The sequence below is a fragment of the Streptomyces pimonensis genome (assembly GCF_041380215.1).
In the GTDB taxonomy this organism is placed as follows: Bacteria; Actinomycetota; Actinomycetes; order Streptomycetales; family Streptomycetaceae; genus Streptomyces; species Streptomyces pimonensis.
Genome location: NZ_JAHWZY010000001.1, coordinates 355,093 through 372,929, shown reverse-complemented (window position 1 = coordinate 372,929; position 17,837 = coordinate 355,093). Strand labels below are relative to the sequence as shown.

The following is a 17,837-nucleotide window of genomic DNA, read 5'->3' as shown; positions in this document are numbered from 1 at the left end:
ACGGACCGGGACCGTCGAACGCTCCCCCGGCACCCCTCGGGGACCGATATCAGGGTCCGGCCAGGGTCGTACCGACTGCCGCCGCGGCGGCTCGCCCGTCACCATGGACCCATGACCGATCACCAGCACGCCGCGACGGGTCCGGGACCCGTCTCCGCCCCGGAGGGAGCGACCGCCCCGCCGCCGGAGCCGGCCGGCGAGAGCGGACGCTTCCGGCGCGACCGTCGGCACCAGCTGCTCGGCGGGGTGTGCGCGGGGCTCGGCCGGCAGTGCGACATGGACCCGGTGATCTTCCGGATCACGCTCGCGGTCCTGTCCGCCACCGGCGGCGTCGGCCTCATCTTCTACGGCTTCGCCTGGCTCTTCGCCCCGTACGAGGACGAGGACGAGAACGAGATCCGCCGGCTGCTGACCGGCCGGGTCGACGGCCACACCCTGACGGCCGTGCTGTTCGCGCTGGTGGGTTGCGGCGTCTTCCTCACCATGCTGAGCAACGACGGAGTGCTGAGCTTCGCCGTCATACTGTCCCTGCTGCTCGCCGGCGCCGGGTACTGGTCGCGGCGGCGCGGCGCGCCCAGCCCCGACCACATCGCCGCCCAGGCCGTGGCCGACGCCCCACCGGAGCCCCAGGCGCCACCGGTCCCCTCCGCCTTCCCGTCGTGGTGGCGTGATCCGATCGTCAAGGACGGCACACACGTCGGTGGGACGGGCTATCTGTGGGGTCCCCGGGACTCCCGCGACATGGACATCGCCTCCGCCGTCGACGTCGGCCTCGCCCCCCGCACCGGCATCCGCGACATCGCGTACGCGCCGCTCCACCGGCCGCCCAAGCCACGCGGCCCCCGCGGGACCGGCAGCTGGATCCTCCTGCTCGCCCTGCTCGCCGGTGGTCTCGGCACCGGACTGACGTGGGAGGCGCACCCCCTCGGCACCAGCCTGCAGACCGGTCTCGCCTGCGCGCTCGCCGTCTTCGGCGTCGGCGTGGCCGTCAGCGCGTTCCTCGGCCGTACCGGGGCGGGATCGATCGTCCTGGCGGTCGTCACGGCGGGCCTGCTCGCCGGCACGGCCGCCCTGCCCAAGGACATCGGCACCGACTGGACGCGCACGACCTGGGAGCCCACTTCGGTCGCGCAGATACGCCCGGCCTACGACCTGGGAGCCGGCGAGGGCGAACTGGACCTGTCCGCAATACGTATCCCCGAGGACCGCACCGTCTCGACGCGGGCCGATGTCGGCCTGGGCCGGATCCACGTGATCGTGCCCAGGGACGTGACCGTGAGGCTGAGTGTCGATGTGGGAGTGGGCGACATCCAGTTGCCGGGCGACAGGCAGAAGGACGTGGACGTGGCACCGGGCAAACACAAGGAGGTGACCCTGGAGCCGCCGGCCGGCGCCGAGGGGGCGGGCACGCTCGACCTCGATCTCCAGGTCGGCGCGGGACAGGCGGAGGTGAGCCGTGCTGCGTCATGAGTTCCAGCCCGGCAGGCTGGTGGCCGGCGCCTTCCTCACCCTCGCCGCGGTGATCTACGCCGGTGACGCGAGCGGTGCCTGGGAGGCTCCGTGGTTCGTGGCGATCCCCGTGGTCACCGGCGGGCTCTGCCTGGCCGGTGCGGTGGGCTCCCTGACCGGCCTCGTACGCCGCCGCCGGGACAGACCGGGCCCCCGGAGGACCGACGCGGGGACAACACCCTGAGCGGGCGCTACCGGTGTTCCCCCGTCCGCTGCCGCCGCCGCGTGCGCAGAGCGGCGTCCACGGACAGCAGCGGAGCGCCCGCCAGCACCAGCGGAGTCCAGGCCATCAGATACGGGAGGTCATTGCCGTAGTAGTACGGATCGGCGGCCCAGCTCACGGTCAGCCACAGACCGAGGGAGATCAGCGCGCCGCCCAGGGCCGCGATGCGGGTGAGCAGGCCGAGCAGGGCGCCGATGCCGACGGCCAGCTCCCCGAGGGCGATGGCGTATCCGAACGCCACGGGGCTCTCCAACGCCATGTCGACCAGCGCGGGGACGGCGGAGGAATCGCGGACCCCGCGCATCATGTCGCCGATCGATCCGGCGCCGGCGTCCTTCATGAACGCGCTCTCCGTGAGTTTGTCGAGGCCCGCGTAGACGAAGGTGATGCCCAGGAAGATGCGCAGGGGGACGAGGGCGTAGCGGGTGGCGGTGTCCCGCCGGTCTCCGTCGCCGTCCAGGTGCGGGGGGTGTGCTTCCGTGCGCATACCGTGAGTCATCGCTGTCCGCCGCCTCTCACTACCGTGCCGGCACTCCTCGACAGACCATACGTACGACACATGAGGGCGGCTCAACCCCGAGGGCGGGGTTTTTCTTCGGAGTACGGTGCTCGTGGGTGCCGGTGGGGGCGCCCGCGCCGGCACGGGCCGGGGCGTCTGCGCCGGCACGGGCCGGGGCGTCTGCGCGGCCCGGATGAGGACTTCCTCCGACCCGGCTGCCGTGCTGGAGGCGGTGGAGAGCGAGTTCGGCCTGGCGGTGGACCCGCGGGAAGTGGCGGGGCCGCTGCCGACGGTCGTCGTTCCCGTACGGGCCGGCTGACCAGCCGTCAGCGGCCGCCGGTCAGGTGGCCGCCCTCGGCCGGAAGCCGTCGTCGCCGGCCGGACGCGCGCTCCGGACGGAGAGTCCGCAGGTGCCGCCCGCCCCGGAGTCGGGGCTGCCGGGGACGTGGCCGCGCACGCGCTTCTCCTCCCCGGTGAACGCGCCGATGGGGCCGGGTTCGGCGTACACGACGCCCGCTTCCGGCGGAGCCACCGGTTCCATCGGGGTGGCCGAGGCCGCGGACACCGGCCTTCGGCCGCGAGACCCACACGCAGCGCGACACCGTCGAGCGGTGCGTCGACCGCTCGAAGCAGTGGCGCGACATCGCCACCCGCTGCGAGAAGACCGCCACCATCCACCTGGCCGGACTCCGCGTCGCAGGCGTCCGCCTCTGGTCCGCACGCTGATCCAGCGAAACCGCCCAGGGGGCTTCCGGCCCGGAGATCTCCGGGCCGGAGGCTGTCGGTCCGGCGCGGCCCTTCACCGCCGTGGCGTGCGTGGCGTGCGTGGTGGGGGGACGACGTCACCGCGGCGCTTCTCGAGATCTCTCAGATAGTCGGCGGGATCGGCGTGGTGCCGGTCCTGGGCACCGTGCCGGTGCAGCTCCAGGCGACCGTCGCGGTGCAGGCGGACCGTGGTCGTGGCGCGCCGCTCCAGGCTTTCCGCCGCCGGCGGATCGTCCGTGTCCGGCACGGCCAGGACGGCGACGGCGGCGGGGAACATGGCCAGGGCGCCGGCCGTGGTGGCGACGGGCTGCCGGCCGGTGCGGTTGGCGCTGCTGACGTACAGCAGCGGCAGTTCGTCGAGCAAGGGACGCAGAGGCTGCCAGCGGGCGCCGAACAGCAGCATCCAGCCGTCCTTGACCGCCGGGGCCGCCCAGGACGGCAGCTCCGGACCGTTCCGCACCGGCACCAGGACGGTGAGGTGTTCCCGCGTCAGCAGCCACCGGGCCCTCGCGCTCTGGTCGGGGCCCAGCTCCCAGACCTGGTCGAGGGCGTTCAGCGTGTCGGGGTGGTGGGCCCACAGGGCGACCGGCTGGTCGCCGGGGCGGCCCTTGGCCTCGTTCACGGTCCGGGCCCGGCGGGCGGTGACGACGTGGGTGAGCGGCGCCGGGTTGGGCAGGACGACCGCCGCCCCGGCGTCCAGCATCTGTCCGGCCCGGGCGAGCGACACCGGTACGCGGTCCGCGCTCACCACCGGCGAGCCGGTCATGCGCCGACCCGGTGCGGGTGGACGAGGCCGTCGAGGTAGTCGGCGAAGGCGTCGTCGTCCACGACGGCCCGGCCGGTGCGGAAGGCGCGGGTCTTGACCCAGGTCATCGCCGCCCGCGTCTGCTCCCTGTCGAGCCGGTGGCCGAGGCGGTCGGCGGCGGCGGTGATGACGCGGGCGCTGGCCAGCTGGGTCAGCAGGACCTTCGGCTGGATGCCCAGGACCTGGGTCGGGTCGTACGGCTGGAAGAGCTGCGGGTGGACGAACGGCGTACCGGTGGAGATGGTGCCCACTCCGGTGCCGACGATCGGGGTCGTGACACTCAGCGGGACCCCGGTCTCCTCGGCCACCAGCCGTGCGATCGTGGGGAGCCGGGTCAGGTCGGGAGCGGTCCACCAGGGGGCGGCGTCGGCGCCCAGGAACTCCTGGCCGTGCCGGGCGAGGAGGAACAGCAACTGCTCGGTGGCGACCATCCCGGCCCGCTCGGCGATGCCCAGCCAGGAACCGGACACCACCCGCACCCCGGCGCCCAGCGCCTGCAGCGTGTTGGCCAGCCCGAGTCCGAGGTCGTTGTGCAGGTGGGAGGCGAGCACCACGTCGTCGTCGGTTCCCGTCCCCACCGCGGCGAACATGTCCCGGCACGCGCCCGGCAGTTGGGCGCCGACTGTGTCGGCCAGCACTACCAGGCCCGCGCCGGCCCCGGTCATGGCCTGTGCGTAGTGGCTCATGAGGGAGGTGTCGGCGCGGGAGGCGTCCGCCAGGCAGATGTCCACCGCGACCGTCTCGTCCAGGCCACGGGCCGCCTCGACCAGGTCGATCCCTCCCCGCAGGGCCTGTTCGGCCGTCCTGTGGACCATCACCTGCGCCATCGCCTCGGAGGCCGGGACCACCACCATCACGCGGGAGTGCCGGCTGCCGCGCACCGACGACACGGCCTGCTCGACGTCCCGGAGCGCGCCCCGGCACACCGCGGCCACGCTGACCGTCCCCTCTGCCTCGGCCGCGACCTTGCGCACGGCCTCGAACTCCTCGTCGCACACGGCGGGGAAGCCCGCGGCGAACACCACGTGCCGTGGCCCGTCCGCCCCGAACACGCGCCCCGTCTCCTGGGCCAGCCGCACCCGGAACTCAGGGGTCATCAGGGTCTTGGCCTGGGCGCCGTCGCGGGCGGATTCCTCCCAGAGCACCACTCGGCCGGCCTGGGCCGACTGACGTATCAGATCCATCGAAACCTCCTGGGCGAAGCCGTCACGCCCACAGGTGATCACGACGTCAGTCGCTTTGCGGTGTTAATCGATTACCAGACAGTGAAGATCACGTGAGGAGCGGTCGGTGGGCCGGACAGCTGATCACCCGGTCTCGTGCCGGTCCGCCCGAAGGCCGAATTCGATCGTCAAAGCGTTTGCACGGCGTTCGCACGGCGTTCGCACGGCTACGGGGTACGCCGCAGGACGGGCGCCGAAAAGCGGTGGCAGCAGTTGATCGAGGCCGCCCTCGAACTCCTCAGCCGCCGCTCGCCCGACGAGGTCCCGATCGACGAGACGGTGTCGGCCCCGGGCGTCTCACGCTCTCTCGTCCCTCACCGTGTCCCGGCGGACCGGGCCGGTACGAGGCCGCGTCGCGGCGTACTGCCGGCGGCCTGGCGGGCCGCTTCGGGAAACCGCCCGGGACCGCCGGGCTCCCGGCTGCTGCGGGCGGACGGCCCGCTTCTTCGACTTCGAGGAGGAACACGACCCCGGCTTCCCCGCTCTGCCGCGCGGCGGCCCCGCCGCCGGCTCCCCCACCGACGCCCTCGTCGCCCCGGTACGACAGGCCGCGTACGAGCGGATCATCGCGCATCTGCGCGTCCCGGAGCCCCCGCCCGCCCGGGGTGGCCGTCCGCCGCTTGATCTCCCCGGCCGGGTCGACGGCCCTGCTGCGGCCGGGCGGGCAGCGGGTGCCGCGGGGGACTCCAGGCGCAGCCCGTACATGACTGGGCGGCGCTGCCGGCGGTCGGCGCCGCCTCCTGCGAGGAGACGACCGCCGCCATCCGGCGGGTACTGGGGGACGAGCCGGCCGGCGGACCGTTCGAAGACCTGGTCGCCCGGCTGGTCGCGCTCTCGACCAGTGTCCTGGGGCGGGAGTCCGCCGCGTGATCCGAACCGGATTCCCGGCGCGGGACACTAGTCCGTCACGTCGATCGTGTAGCGGTTCGTTTCCGCGCCTGCTGCCGTGACGACCTGGACCTCCACTCGGCCCGGTTCCACCTCCGCCGGGACCGGGACGGTCAGCAGCGCGTCCGTCGGGTTGTCGAAGCCGCCCTTCACCGGGACCAGGGGCACATGCACATGCACCGGTCCCACCCGCACCACCATCCGTGACAGCCGGTCCGCGCCCTGGGCCCCCGCCGGCACGAACCCGGCCCCGCGGATCTCGATGTCGTCGCCGGTCCGGATCGGCGCGTCCAGGGCGCCGGCCTCCCGCGCCCGCACCACCGACAGAATGACCGGACGCCCGCCCTCCGCGTACTTCCCCGCGAGGTAGGTCGCCGCCGACACCAGCGCCACCACCGCGAGTCCCCACGGCAGGTCCGGCAGCTGGTCCGGCCGCCGGGCCAGCCGCACCGCCGCGAACACCAGGGCGACCCCGCTGATCACGACGTACTGGATGTCGGCGAAGCTGCCCCGCCCCGAGTCGTCGGTCAACAGGTCCGCCGCCCTGGGGCGGTACGCGCGCACCTTCTGCAGCCGCTGCCCCAGCACCCGCAGCCCGACCACCCGCCGCACCAGCACGGCGATCCCGCACACCACGGCCAGCACGGTCACCACACCGGCGCCGCGGGCGAGTTCCAGCCCGTCGATCAGGGCGTCCCGCTCCCGGTTCCCGGAGGCGGCCGCGAGCTGCCCCACCAGAACGAGCACCGCGAACGCCAGGAACAGCACCCAGCACGCGGCCACCGCACGGGACGTGGAGAGCCGGTTGTCCTCCCCGATCACCGGCGCCAGCGCACCCCCGCGCGCCCGGTGGAACCACGACGCGGCGGTCAGCGCGCAGGCCACCACCAGCGCGGCCAGCAACCCGGCGGTACGCGCGGCGGTCCACCCCGCGCCGATCGCCGTGAGCGCCTGCCCCAGGAGCAGCAGCACGACGCCCGCCCACACCGCGCCCGCGGTCCGCCGCCACAGCCGCGCCAGCCACGCCGTGCCCTCGGCCCGTCCCCGTTCGGCGACGACCTCCGCGGCCTGCGTCAGCTCCTCCGACACCCACTGCCGGGAGGCGGAGGCGGAGTGGGCCACCGCGGCCGGCACCCCCTGTCCGGCCGCGAACTCGTCCCGTTTCACCAGGAACGCGGCGACCGCGCGCCGATGCCCCTCACGCACTCCGTGCGGGCAGTCCCCGCAGGTGCAGCCGCCCTCGTGGGCGCCCACGTCGGGGCCGCCCTGTCTCGCCTCCTGCACCGCCACGCCCGAAGCCCGCCTTCCCCGCCATCAAAAACACGACACAAGTCCCCCGCGACGAAAGCGAATTGTGCCCTACCTCGCCGCCTCCCCGTCCGGCAGACCCGGCCCGGCCGAGTGAATTTCGCGGAGTCGGGTTGACCCGTCGCCTAACTCGGCAGGTCCGGCTCGCTCCGGCTGATGTCCTGCCACATCGGCTGGTAGTTGATCCACGCCACCAGGTCCCCGCCCAGCTGCTCCCGCGTCGCCACCGCCTGCCGGTGGTCGATCGGGACGGGCCGGCCCGCCGCCTTCGCGGTGAGCTGCACCTGGCAGGACCGCTCCATCGTCACGAACCACCAGGCTGCCGCGTCCACCGAGTCGCCCACGGTGAGCAGCCCGTGGGTGCGCAGCACCGGCGCCTCGCGGGAGCCGAGCACACCCGCGATCCGCCGTCCCTCCCCGGCGTCGGCGGTGACGCCGCTGTAGGCGTCGTAGAGGGCGTGGTCCTCGTAGAAGGCGCAGCTCTCCTGGGTGATCGGGTCGAGCAGGCCGCCGAGGGCCGCGGGGGCGCGGCCGTGCACCGAGTGGCAGTGGGCGACGGCGACGACGTCGGGCCGGGCCGCGCGCACCTGGGCGTGCACGGTGAACGCGGCCTGGTCGACGTGGTGGCCGCCCTCGACCACCTGGCCGTCCCGGTCGGCGAGCAGCAGATCGCTCACGGTGACCTGCCGGAAGGGCATCCCGAACGGATTGCCCCAGAAGCAGTCGCTGAACTCCGGGTCGCGTGCGGTGATGTGCCCCGAGACGCCGTCCTCGTAGCCGAGCCGCCCGAAGAGCCGCAGCGCGCCCGCGAGCCGCTGCTTGCGGTGCCGGCGCTCGTCGTCGACCGACTCGTGCATCGGCGGCATGGCGAAGCGCAGTTTGCCGGTGGGCAGCGGCAGGGGCGGCATGGGCCCGTGCATGAGTCCTCCCGCGGGGGTGCGCGTACGGGGCGGAAGTCACCGGCGAGCCGCCCCGTACGACAGCTCTCTTCCGTAAGGATGCGGTACGGGGCCCGCTGCTCCGTCCGGAGGACCCCGCCGATACCCGACACAGGATGTCCGGTTTCCACGCAACACTCGTCCCATGCACACGAATTGGGCGGCCCTCGTCGCCGCCGAACCGGATCTCGCGAAGACCGTGGAGGAGCGCTTCGCCGCGTACACCCACCACGTTCTCGCGACCCTGCGCAAGGACGGCTCACCGCGTACCACCGGCTTGGAGGTCCGCTTCCTGGACGGGGAGCTGTGGCTCGGCATGATGCCGGGCTCGCTCAAGGCGCTCGACCTGCGCCGCGACCCGCGCTTCGCGCTCCAGGCGAACCCCGGCGACGGTACGGGCATGGGCGGCGGCGACGTCCGGATCAGCGGCCGGGCGGTCGAGGTCCCCGACGACGACACGGGGACCCGGCGCAGGTACGTCGAAGAGGTGGAACCGCCGGAGCCGTTCCACCTCTTCCGCACCGAGCTGACGGAGGTCGTACGGACCCGCGTCGAGGACGACAAGCACCTGGTCGTCCAGGTCTGGAAGCCCGGAGAGCCGGTGCGCGCTCTCAGACGGACGTGACGGTGGGGGCTACTCCCACTCGATGGTGCCCGGCGGCTTGGAGGTCACGTCGAGGACGACGCGGTTGACGTCCCGCACCTCGTTGGTGATCCGGGTCGAGATCTTCGCGAGGACGTCGTACGGCAGCCGCGACCAGTCGGCGGTCATGGCGTCCTCGCTGGAGACCGGGCGCAGCACGATCGGGTGGCCGTAGGTGCGGCCGTCACCCTGGACGCCCACCGAGCGCACGTCCGCGAGCAGGACCACCGGGCACTGCCAGATGTCCCGGTCGAGACCGGCCGCGGTCAGCTCCTCGCGGGCGATGGCGTCGGCCTCGCGGAGCAGGTCGAGCCGCTCCTTGGTGACCTCGCCGACGATGCGGATGCCCAGGCCCGGCCCGGGGAACGGCTGACGCTGGACGATCTCCTCGGGCAGGCCGAGCTCCTGGCCGACCATCCGGACCTCGTCCTTGAACAGCTTGCGCAGCGGCTCGATCAGCTTGAACTCGAGGTCCTCGGGGAGGCCGCCCACGTTGTGGTGGGACTTGATGTTGGCGGTGCCGGTGCCGCCGCCGGACTCCACGACGTCCGGGTAGAGAGTGCCCTGGACCAGGAACTCCACCGCCGGGCCCTCGTCCGCGACGATCTCGGCCTGGGCCTGCTCGAAGACCCGGATGAACTCCCGGCCGATGATCTTCCGCTTCTCCTCGGGGTCGGAGACGCCCTTGAGGGCCGCGAGGAACCGCTCCTGGGCGTCCACGACCTTGAGCTGCACGCCGGTCGCGGCCACGAAGTCCTTCTCGACCTGCTCGGTCTCGCCCTTGCGCATCAGGCCGTGGTCGACGTACACGCAGGTCAGCTGGGAGCCGATGGCCTTCTGGACGAGCGCGGCGGCGACGGCGGAGTCCACGCCGCCGGACAGGCCGCAGACGGCGCGCTTGTCGCCGACCAGCTCGCGGATGGCGTCGACCTGCTCGTCGATGACGTTGCCGGTGGTCCAGTCCGGGGTCAGGCCCGCACCCCGGTACAGGAAGTGCTCCAGCACCTGCTGTCCGTGCGTGGAGTGCATCACCTCGGGGTGGTACTGGACGCCGTAGAGCTTCTTGTCGTCGTTCTCGAACGCGGCGACCGGGACGATGTCCGTCGAGGCGGTGACGGTGAAGCCCTCGGGGGCGGCGGAGCAGGCGTCGCCGTGCGACATCCAGACGGCCTGCTCCTCCGGGGTGCCCTCGAAGAGGGTGGAGGAGTTCCTGGAGACACGCAGGTCCGTGCGGCCGTACTCGCGGGCGCCGGTGTTGTCCACCTGGCCGCCCAGGCTCTGGGCCATGAGCTGGAAGCCGTAGCACATGCCGAAGACGGGGACGCCGGCCTCGAAGATCTCACGGTCGAGGCTGGGGGCGCCCTCCTCGTACACGGACGAGGGACCGCCGGACAGGATGATCGCCGCCGGGTTCCTGGCGAGGATCTCCTCGACCGGCATGGTGCTCGGCACGATCTCGCTGTAGACCCGCGCCTCGCGGACGCGACGGGCGATGAGCTGGGCGTACTGCGCGCCGAAGTCGACGACCAGGACGGTGTCGGGCGCGTTGGCAGCGGGAAACGCTGATGACACGAGGTGCCTTCCGGCGGTGGGGCGGGGGTCTTGTGCCTCCCAATTCTACCGAGACGACGGAAGGACACGTCCCGCCGCCGGGAACGGGCCCCGTCTCACCATGCGACCCGTGTTGGCCGGCCGCGGCCGGCCGGGCATACTTGCCCCATGCTCACGCACCCGACCTTCCTCTTTACCTATGGCGACCGGCCCGCCGGCTGCCATGGTCGTGCTGCTTGAGCAACTGACAAGCGACTTCCCAGGCGCCCCGGGCCGACAAGGTCCGGGGCGCCTGGCGTTCTCCTCCGGACCCCGTCGCTCCGGGGCACCGCACCCGTCCATCGAGGAGCCCCGACATGACCGCCACCACGACGCAGCCGACCGAGAGGACCGGCGCCCGCACCGCAGAGGCCGCCGAGCTGATCACCGGCGCCCGCGAGCGGATCGACGCGCTCGACGACCGGATCATCGGTCTGGTGCAGGAACGGATGGCCGTGTCGGCCGTCATCCAGAAGGAACGGATCGCCTCCGGCGGGCGGCGGGTGAACCTGTCCCGCGAGATGGAGGTCCTCGCCACCTACAGGGACGCCCTGGGCAAGCCGGGCACCGCGCTCGCGATGACCCTGCTGGAGCTGTGCCGCGGCAGGATCTGAACCCGCGTTCGCGGTACGGACGCACGCACCGCCCCTCACCCGTACGGCGCGTGACCGGCACCGGGGCCGCCTCGTTGGTACCGGTGTCCGTGCCGGCCGGGGACGGGCCGGAGGGGACCACGCGTGGCTCGCCGGAGCGACGAGGCGTGCGGCTCCGCCGTACGCCGTGGGACCTCGCTCCGGACGGGTGACCGGACGGCAGGGGACAGCGGCCCGGTCACCCCGGAGAACGGCCGGTCCCGGGACCGCCCGGGACCGGCCGCCGGAACCGGCCCTTCAGGACAGCGCGGCGGACGGGGCGACGGCGGCCACGGCCGGCCCCGCGGCCACCACCACGCCGACCGCGCTCCGGACCCGGCGCCGGCGCGGGCCGCGGCCGCCCCTCTCCTGCCGGACCGGTCCCGTGGCGCCGTCCTTCGGGCCGGGCCGGGCGTCCGCTTCCCGTCCCGGCCGCCCCGGCCTGCGTCTCGTCCATGGCCCGCAGCCGCTCCGTCACCGTGCGCGCCCGTGCGGACGGCTCCTTGGGGGCGGAGGCGCGGAGGTCGCGCTCACCGTCCTGGACGAACCTCTCCCGGACGGCGCAGGGAAGGGACGGGGACTCCGGTCCGGACCTCCCGGACGGCTGTCCGGCCACGGGTCGCGGGCCTTCTCCCGCCGGCGGTCGCAGGCCGCCGAGCGTGTGTCCGCGGCGATCACATCCCACCTGTGATGCACCTCACATGAGAATTCCATGAAGGTCGGGACAACCATCCACCGGTCTTGTTGATCGAACTCTCCGGATCCTCACGGACCACACCCGTAGCGCCCTCTGCGAAGGCGCCTCCCACCTCGTGCCGCACCCGAGCGGTACACCGGAGTCACCGAGGTCTTCATGAAGCTTCGCCGCGCCATGGCTGTGGCGGCCACGACGGCCGTCACAGCGCCGCCGGCCCTGCTCCCGGCTCCGGCGGCCTTCGCGACCGGCGGCGAGGAGAAGCCGAGCACCTCGACGAGCACTCCGGCCGGGGGCGGGAACCTCCCGGCGGACGACGAGATCCTCGCCGCCGGCTCCGCCCCCGGGAGACCGAACGGCGCCGAGCCGCGGACCGGCGGCGAGGTCGCGCTCGCCGAGGCGAAGGACGTCGAGGTCGCCGGCAGCCTCGCCGGGACCGGTTCGAGCCCCGCTCCGCCGGTGACCGGCCTGGCCGGCGGCGGCGCCGTCGCGGCCGGCGCCCGCGCGGTGTTGGTGGCGCGCCGGCGCAGGGCCGGCTCGGGGGCGTAACGCCGCCCGGCCGCACCGCGTGCGGCATCACCCAGGACCAGGGCGAAGGACCTGAGCTCGGAGGGGGGCACAGGTCCTTTTCCCTTTACTTCCTCGGCGGCACCGCCGGCATCCCCAGGAACGGCAGCCGCAGCGCGCCGAACGCCTCCGCCGGGACCGCCGGGGACTTCGGCTCGACCGGCTCCAGGCGCCGGTAGGCCTCCCCCTGCGCGGGGCGCGGATCGGCCTCTCCCTTGTTGGGCCAGTACGACATCGCCCGCTCGGCCTGTGCCGTGATGGTCAGGGAGGGGTTGACGCCCAGGTTCGCCGAGACCGCCGCCCCGTCCACGACCGAGATGCCGGGGTGGCCGTAGAGGCGGTGGTACGGGTCGATCACACCGGTCTCGCGGGAGCCGCCGATCGGGCAGCCGCCCAGGAAGTGGGCGGTCAGCGGCATCCCCGTCAGCTCGCCGACGTTGGATCCGGCGAAGCCGTTGATCTCGGCCGCCAGCGCCGACGCGCCGTCGGTGGCCGCCTTGATCTGCTTGGGGTTGGGGGCGCCGTGGCCCTGCCGGGCGGTGAGCAGCCCGCGGCCGGCTCCGGACGGCTTGAGGTACGTCGTCAGGGAGTTGTCCAGCGACTGCATCACCAGTCCGATGATGGTCCGCTCCGACCAGCGCCGGTTGGACAGCGAACGGAGCAGCAGCCAGGGGTGCCGCGCCGCGTTGCCCAGCCAGCCCAGCACCCGGGCGGCGCCCGGGCCGCCGCCCGCGTACGGCACCTGGAGGATCGACAGCCCGCCCATCGAGTTGGAGCCCCGGCCGTAGCGGACCGGCTCGATGTGGGTGTTCTCGTCGGGGTGGATCGACGACGTGATGGCCACGCCGCGGGTGAAGTCGGCCTTCGGCGCGCCGGTGGCCCTGCGGTAGCGGCGGTCGTCGGTCTGCGCGCCGACGAGGGCCTCGGAGTTGGTGCGGGTCAGTTCGCCCAGCCTGTCCGAGAGGTGCGGCAGCTGACCGCCCGCCTTCATCCGGTGCAGCAGCGTCTGGGTGCCGTAGGTGCCGGCCGCCAGGACGACCCGGCGGGCGCGGAAGGTGCGGCCCCCTCCCTTGCGGCGGTCGTCGGTCGGGAGCGTGGCGACGGCGAACCCGCCCCGCGAGTCCTCCGTGACCGATACGGCCGTCGTCATGGGGTGCACGACCGCGCCCGCCTTCTCGGCCAGGTGGAGGTAGTTCTCGTTGAGGGTGTTCTTCGCGCCGTGCCGGCAGCCGGTCATGCACTCGCCGCACTCGGCACAGGCCCGGCGCGACGGCCCCGCCCCGCCGAAGTACGGGTCGGGCACCTCCTGTCCCGGCTTCGCCTTCGTCCTCCCGTCGGCGTCCTCGCCGTCGCCGAAGAAGACGCCGACCGGGGCCATGTGGAAGGTGTCGCCCACCCCCATCCGCTCGGCCACCGCCTTCAGGTGCACGTCCGACGGGGTCGTCGTCGGGTTGAGCCGTACGCCGAGCATGCGCTTCGCCTGGTCGTAGTACGGGCCCAGCTCCTCCTGCCAGTCGGTGACGTGCCCCCACTGCGGGTCCTCGAAGAACGGCTTCGGCGGTACGTAGAGGGTGTTGGCGTAGTTGAGCGAGCCGCCGCCCACGCCCGCGCCGGCCAGCACCATGACGTTGCCGAGCAGGTGGATGCGCTGGATGCCGTACATGCCGAACCTCGGCGCCCAGAGGTAGTTCCTCAGGTCCCAGGAGTTCTTCGGCAGGGTGTCGCGGGTGAAGCGGCGGCCGGCCTCCAGGACGCCGACGGTGTATCCCTTCTCCGTCAGACGGAGGGCGGTCACGGAACCGCCGAAACCTGAACCGACGACGATGACGTCGTAGTCGTGGGCGTCCTTGGGCACGGGTGTCTCCTCGTCGGGTTTCGCGTGCGGGTTGTCTGCGGCCGGCCGCGCTCGCGCGGCGGAGCCGCACGTCGATGCGGTCCCGCGCCCCTTCGGGCCGGTCACCTGAACCGGAGTGTCTTCATGAGGCTCAGGCCGCGGCTCATGAAGGCCGCGTACTTCTCGTCGTCCATGCCCAGTGACGGGGCCAGTGGGAGCAGGCGCTGGTGGGCGACGGTCTGGACCTCGGTGTACTTGAGGATGCCCTCGGCCCCGTGCCGGCGGCCGAGACCGGAGTCCTTCATGCCGCCCATCGGCGACTGGACGCTGCCGTACGCGGACGCGTAGCCCTCGTTGATGTTGACCGTGCCGGTGCGCAGCCGGACGGCGATCCCGCGGCCGCGCCGGGCGTCCCTGGTCCACACGGAGGAGTTCAGACCGTACGGCGTGGAGTTGGCGCGCTCGACCGCCTCGGCGTCGGAGGAGAAGCGGTGGACGGAGACGACCGGGCCGAAGGTCTCCTCGGAGCAGACGCTCATCGGGGCCTCGACGCCGTCGAGGGTGGTCGGCTCGTAGAAGTAGGGGCCGATGTCGGGGCGGGCCGTGCCGCCCGCGAGCACCTCGGCGCCCTTGGCGACGGCGTCGTCGACGTGCCGGGTGACGGCGTCCAGCTGGCGCTGTCCGACCAGCGAGCCCATGTCGGCGCCGTAGGCGAGGGACGCGCCGAGACGGATCGCCTTGGTGCGGGTGACGAAGCGCTCCAGGAAGGCGTCCGCGACCGACTCGTGGACGTACAGCCGCTCGATGGAGATGCACAGCTGGCCCGCGCTGGAGAAGCAGGCGCGGACGGCGCCCGCGGCGGCCTTGTCGAGGTCGGCGTCCTCCAGGACCAGCATGGCGTTCTTGCCGCCGAGTTCGAGGCAGACGCCGACCAGCCGGGCGGCGGCCCCCTGGGCCACCTCGCGGCCGGTACGGGTGGAGCCGGTGAAGGAGACGTAGTCGGCGTGCCGGACCACCTCGGGGCCCACGACCGGGCCCTCGCCCAGGACCACCTGGAAGACGTCGGCGGGCAGCCCGGCCTCGATCAGCAGATCACGGGCCCACAGCGCGGTGAGGCAGGTCTCCGTGTCGGGCTTCATCACGACCGCGTTGCCCGCGACGAACGCCGGGAGCGCGTCGCCGACGGAGAGTTCGAGGGGGTAGTTCCAGGGCGCGATCTGGCCGACGACACCGCGCGGGTGGCGCAGTTCGGTGACCTTCGTCAGGGCGGGCACGGCGCCCGCGTGCCGCCTGGGCCGCAGATAGGCGGCGGCCCGGCGGCCGTAGTGGCGGGCGGCGACGGCGACGGCCTGCACCTCCTCGTGGGCGTGCAGCCGGGCCTTGCCGGTCTCCAGCTGGATCAGGTCGAGCACCTCGGCCTGGCGGCTCAGCACCAGGTCGTGGAGGCGCAGCAGCACGGCGGCGCGCTCCCGTACCGGGATCCGCGCCCAGACGGCCTGGGCGGCGCGGGCCGCCTCGAAGGCCTTCGCGACGTCCCCGGGCGTCGACTCGGGCAGATCGGCCAGCTTCTCGCCGGTGAACGGCGTGTGGTTGGCGGTCCGGCCGGAACCGGTCACGCCTCTGGTGAGCCGGGCGACCAGCTCCGGCGTGACCACGTCGGCGGCGGTGCGGGCGCCCGCAGGCGCGGGGGCGAGGGGGTTGGCGCCGGTCGTTTCCCGGGGCTGCGCGTCCGTCATGAGCCGCAGGGTATGCCGGGGGGAACACCTTGTGTACCCGTCGGTAACAGATTCCCGCACGGCGCGCCGGTGAGCGCCGGCGGAAAGCCCCTGATCAGTGCGTCGACGGCGAGAGCGACCCGAACCGGCCGCGTTCCGGTCCCGGGCCGGTCCCGGGCGCCCTGGAACACCGTCCTCCCCGGCGCGGCCGGTTCAGAGCTCGTGGACGTCCCACGACCCGAGGACCGTACGGGCGATCTCCCGGCCGTCCTCGGCGAAGTGGCCCTTGCCCGGATAGACGACCCGGAGCCGGTACATGTCGCCGTCCTCGTTCCGGTAGTACGTGACCTGCGCCTCGTGCACCACGGGCGGCGTGGCGGTCGTCGTGCAGACGATGGTGTTCGTGGCCGCCTCGCGGTCCTTGTACGTGGTCTCGCGCGGCTGTCCCCCGAGCGCCGGCGCGGAGGCGATGCCCCAGCCGTACTCGCCGTCCTTGAGCTCGTTCCAGTGCGAGAACGCCTCCTCCGACGCCGATGCCTCGATGTCCTCGTCCTCGGACCTGAGGTCGCGGTCGGTCTCGATCCGCACCATTCCGCTGGGGTCGGTGAAGGAGACGAGGGTCCCGTCCGAGTCATCGGAGGGCCTGTCCCTCACGAACCCTTCCGGAACCACGAGGGACACACCCGGCCGGTCCCCGACACTGCGGACGCCGACCGGTCACAGACCCGTGACCCTCGCGGGGGCCTATCTCCCGTTCACGGTGGTATGCGGCCGGATCGAGGAGTCGGCGGGCGTGGGAGGGGGCGAGGGGGCGAGGGACCCGGAGGGCGAGGCGCTCGCGGGCGTCTCCGGCGCCGTGCTCGTCGGTGTGCCTCCTCCGTCCTCGCCCCGGTCCTGCAGGAGCAGCACCGCCGCGGACACGCCCGCTCCCACCATGGCGGCGACCGCCAGTGCCGCGACGAGCGCACCCCTGGTGGGCTGCCGCCGGGCCGGACGCACCTCGGGCCCCCCGCCCGCCTCCTCCTCCTGCCGCGCCGGGGACCGCCGCCGGGGCGCGTCCCGGCCCGGGGGCGGCAGCACGGGGGGCGCCGACTCCGGCGTACGGCCCGTCTCCCGGAACGCCCGCAGCATCCGCTCGGCCCGGTCCGCGTCCAGCCGGCGGTCGGGATCGCGCTCCAGCAGGCCGCGCACCACGGGAAGGATCGGTCCCGCTTCGGCGGGCGGCCGTATCTCGTCGACCACGACGGCGTGCAGGACCCCGCCGAGGGAGTCCCGCCGGAACGGCGACTCGCCGCTGAGCGCCGTGCACAGCAGTGCGCCCAACGACCACAGGTCGGACTCCGGTCCCGTCCTGGCGCCGGACATCCGCTCGGGGGCGGTGTACTCGGGCGAGCCGACGAAGGAGCCGGTCTCGGTGAGCGTGGTGGAGCCCGACACCCGGGCGATGCCGAAGTCGGTGAGGACGACCCTGCCGGTGCCGTTCTCCAGCAGGACGTTGGCGGGTTTGAGGTCACGGTGCAGCACACCGGCCGTGTGGGCGGCGCGCAGCGCGCCGAGCAGGTCGATCCCGATCCGCGCGGCCTCCGCGGCGTCGACCGGGCCCTGCTCGGCGACCCGGTCGGCGAGGGACGGCCCGTCGATCAGCTCCAGGACGATGTACGGGTGTTCGTCGTCCTCGACGACGTCGTGGACGACGATGATGTGCGGGTGGCTCAACTGGGCCAGGGCACGCGCCTCGCGCAGGGTGCGGTCCCGCTGCCGCCGGGCGTCCGCCGCGGAGAGCGTCTCGTCGAGGGGGAGTTCCTTGACGGCGACCCCCCGCCCGAGCAGTTGGTCGGTGGCCCGCCAGACCACACCCATGCCACCGCGCCCGAGCCTCGCCTCCAGGCGGTAACGGCCGGCTATGAGACGGCCGTTGGTACTGGCGGTCGCGTTCTCGGCGTCCCCGTCGGTCCCCATGGGCCCATCATGCACCACCGGATGTGTCGCCTCCGGTACGGCGAT

17 protein-coding genes and 1 pseudogene are annotated in these 17,837 nt (G+C 73.4%); 7 read left to right on the top strand and 11 right to left on the bottom strand.

Annotated elements, in window-relative coordinates:
• Nucleotides 1–111 precede the first annotated feature (111 nt).
• Together KYY02_RS01860 and KYY02_RS01855 are read left to right on the top strand one after the other, a co-directional pair.
• Nucleotides 112–1,470, top strand: coding sequence for a PspC domain-containing protein (locus KYY02_RS01860; RefSeq protein WP_371235577.1), 1,359 nt, complete (start codon nucleotides 112–114; stop codon nucleotides 1,468–1,470).
• Nucleotides 1,457–1,693 (top strand): hypothetical protein, encoded by a 237-nt coding sequence (locus tag KYY02_RS01855; RefSeq protein WP_371235576.1) that lies wholly within the window; start codon nucleotides 1,457–1,459, stop codon nucleotides 1,691–1,693. Before KYY02_RS01860 ends, KYY02_RS01855 begins: the two co-directional genes overlap by 14 nt.
• A 7-nt stretch (nucleotides 1,694–1,700) precedes the next feature.
• On the opposite strand, the gene KYY02_RS01850 is transcribed toward KYY02_RS01855, so the two are convergent.
• A complete protein-coding gene (locus KYY02_RS01850) occupies nucleotides 1,701–2,231 on the bottom strand; it encodes a DoxX family protein (RefSeq protein ID WP_371235575.1) in 531 nt (176 codons plus the stop codon).
• A 112-nt stretch (nucleotides 2,232–2,343) separates the two neighbouring features.
• On the opposite strand from KYY02_RS01850, the gene KYY02_RS01845 reads away from it, so the two are divergent.
• On the top strand, nucleotides 2,344–2,550 hold the full coding sequence (locus tag KYY02_RS01845) for a hypothetical protein (RefSeq protein ID WP_371235574.1): 207 nt from the start codon (nucleotides 2,344–2,346) through the stop codon (nucleotides 2,548–2,550).
• A gap of 21 nt (nucleotides 2,551–2,571) precedes the next feature.
• On the opposite strand, the gene KYY02_RS01840 is transcribed toward KYY02_RS01845, so the two are convergent.
• From KYY02_RS01840 to KYY02_RS01830, 3 genes are all read right to left on the bottom strand, one after another.
• Nucleotides 2,572–2,763 (bottom strand): hypothetical protein, encoded by a 192-nt coding sequence (locus KYY02_RS01840; RefSeq protein ID WP_371235573.1) that lies wholly within the window; start codon nucleotides 2,761–2,763, stop codon nucleotides 2,572–2,574.
• Between the two features lie 267 nt (nucleotides 2,764–3,030).
• The gene (locus KYY02_RS01835; RefSeq protein ID WP_371235572.1) at nucleotides 3,031–3,762 is read right to left on the bottom strand and encodes a hypothetical protein; all 732 of its coding nucleotides are present in this window, start codon (nucleotides 3,760–3,762) and stop codon (nucleotides 3,031–3,033) included.
• A complete protein-coding gene (locus KYY02_RS01830; protein WP_371235571.1) occupies nucleotides 3,759–4,985 on the bottom strand; it encodes a hydroxymethylglutaryl-CoA lyase-like TIM-barrel protein in 1,227 nt (408 codons plus the stop codon). The genes KYY02_RS01835 and KYY02_RS01830 overlap by 4 nt, the downstream gene beginning before the upstream one ends.
• Nucleotides 4,986–5,237: 252 nt before the next feature.
• Here KYY02_RS01830 and KYY02_RS01825 point away from each other — a divergent pair.
• Nucleotides 5,238–5,894, top strand: a pseudogene (locus tag KYY02_RS01825) (TetR family transcriptional regulator).
• A 27-nt stretch (nucleotides 5,895–5,921) separates the two neighbouring features.
• Here KYY02_RS01825 and KYY02_RS01820 read toward each other — a convergent pair.
• Nucleotides 5,922–7,202, bottom strand: a complete 1,281-nt coding sequence (locus KYY02_RS01820) for a hypothetical protein (RefSeq protein WP_371235570.1) — start codon at nucleotides 7,200–7,202, stop codon at nucleotides 5,922–5,924.
• A gap of 143 nt (nucleotides 7,203–7,345) precedes the next feature.
• Nucleotides 7,346–8,140, bottom strand: coding sequence for a class II aldolase/adducin family protein (locus KYY02_RS01815; protein WP_371235569.1), 795 nt, complete (start codon nucleotides 8,138–8,140; stop codon nucleotides 7,346–7,348).
• A 163-nt stretch (nucleotides 8,141–8,303) separates the two neighbouring features.
• On the opposite strand from KYY02_RS01815, the gene KYY02_RS01810 reads away from it, so the two are divergent.
• On the top strand, nucleotides 8,304–8,783 hold the full coding sequence (locus tag KYY02_RS01810; protein ID WP_371235568.1) for a pyridoxamine 5'-phosphate oxidase family protein: 480 nt from the start codon (nucleotides 8,304–8,306) through the stop codon (nucleotides 8,781–8,783).
• 9 nt (nucleotides 8,784–8,792) lie between these two features.
• Here KYY02_RS01810 and guaA read toward each other — a convergent pair whose 3' ends face one another.
• Nucleotides 8,793–10,373: a glutamine-hydrolyzing GMP synthase gene (gene guaA, locus KYY02_RS01805; protein ID WP_371235567.1), complete on the bottom strand. Its 1,581-nt coding sequence runs from the start codon at nucleotides 10,371–10,373 to the stop codon at nucleotides 8,793–8,795.
• 335 nt (nucleotides 10,374–10,708) lie between these two features.
• Between guaA and KYY02_RS01800 the strand changes: the two genes are divergently transcribed.
• Together KYY02_RS01800 and KYY02_RS01795 are read left to right on the top strand one after the other, a co-directional pair.
• The gene (locus tag KYY02_RS01800) at nucleotides 10,709–11,005 is read left to right on the top strand and encodes a chorismate mutase (RefSeq protein ID WP_371235566.1); all 297 of its coding nucleotides are present in this window, start codon (nucleotides 10,709–10,711) and stop codon (nucleotides 11,003–11,005) included.
• Nucleotides 11,006–11,876: 871 nt separating this feature from the next.
• Complete coding sequence (locus tag KYY02_RS01795) at nucleotides 11,877–12,266, top strand: hypothetical protein (protein WP_371235565.1); 390 nt, start codon at nucleotides 11,877–11,879, stop codon at nucleotides 12,264–12,266.
• An 85-nt stretch (nucleotides 12,267–12,351) separates the two neighbouring features.
• On the opposite strand, the gene KYY02_RS01790 is transcribed toward KYY02_RS01795, so the two are convergent.
• From KYY02_RS01790 to KYY02_RS01775, 4 genes are all read right to left on the bottom strand, one after another.
• Nucleotides 12,352–14,139: a GMC oxidoreductase gene (locus KYY02_RS01790; RefSeq protein WP_371235564.1), complete on the bottom strand. Its 1,788-nt coding sequence runs from the start codon at nucleotides 14,137–14,139 to the stop codon at nucleotides 12,352–12,354.
• Nucleotides 14,140–14,240: 101 nt separating this feature from the next.
• On the bottom strand, nucleotides 14,241–15,854 hold the full coding sequence (locus tag KYY02_RS01785) for a succinic semialdehyde dehydrogenase (RefSeq protein ID WP_371235563.1): 1,614 nt from the start codon (nucleotides 15,852–15,854) through the stop codon (nucleotides 14,241–14,243).
• Nucleotides 15,855–16,046: 192 nt separating this feature from the next.
• Nucleotides 16,047–16,487, bottom strand: a complete 441-nt coding sequence (locus KYY02_RS01780; protein ID WP_371235562.1) for a hypothetical protein — start codon at nucleotides 16,485–16,487, stop codon at nucleotides 16,047–16,049.
• 90 nt (nucleotides 16,488–16,577) lie between these two features.
• On the bottom strand, nucleotides 16,578–17,792 hold the full coding sequence (locus KYY02_RS01775) for a serine/threonine-protein kinase (protein WP_371235561.1): 1,215 nt from the start codon (nucleotides 17,790–17,792) through the stop codon (nucleotides 16,578–16,580).
• Nucleotides 17,793–17,837 lie beyond the last annotated feature (45 nt).

Coding starts and splice junctions, on each gene's coding strand:
- KYY02_RS01860 (WP_371235577.1), top strand. CDS start 112: ATGACCGATCACCAGCACGCCGCGACGGGTCCGGGACCCGTCTCCGCC.
- KYY02_RS01850 (WP_371235575.1), bottom strand. CDS start 2,231: ATGACTCACGGTATGCGCACGGAAGCACACCCCCCGCACCTGGACGGC.
- KYY02_RS01835 (WP_371235572.1), bottom strand. CDS start 3,762: ATGACCGGCTCGCCGGTGGTGAGCGCGGACCGCGTACCGGTGTCGCTC.
- KYY02_RS01830 (WP_371235571.1), bottom strand. CDS start 4,985: ATGGATCTGATACGTCAGTCGGCCCAGGCCGGCCGAGTGGTGCTCTGG.
- KYY02_RS01815 (WP_371235569.1), bottom strand. CDS start 8,140: ATGCACGGGCCCATGCCGCCCCTGCCGCTGCCCACCGGCAAACTGCGC.
- KYY02_RS01810 (WP_371235568.1), top strand. CDS start 8,304: ATGCACACGAATTGGGCGGCCCTCGTCGCCGCCGAACCGGATCTCGCG.
- KYY02_RS01800 (WP_371235566.1), top strand. CDS start 10,709: ATGACCGCCACCACGACGCAGCCGACCGAGAGGACCGGCGCCCGCACC.
- KYY02_RS01795 (WP_371235565.1), top strand. CDS start 11,877: ATGAAGCTTCGCCGCGCCATGGCTGTGGCGGCCACGACGGCCGTCACA.
- KYY02_RS01785 (WP_371235563.1), bottom strand. CDS start 15,854: ATGACGGACGCGCAGCCCCGGGAAACGACCGGCGCCAACCCCCTCGCC.
- KYY02_RS01775 (WP_371235561.1), bottom strand. CDS start 17,792: ATGGGGACCGACGGGGACGCCGAGAACGCGACCGCCAGTACCAACGGC.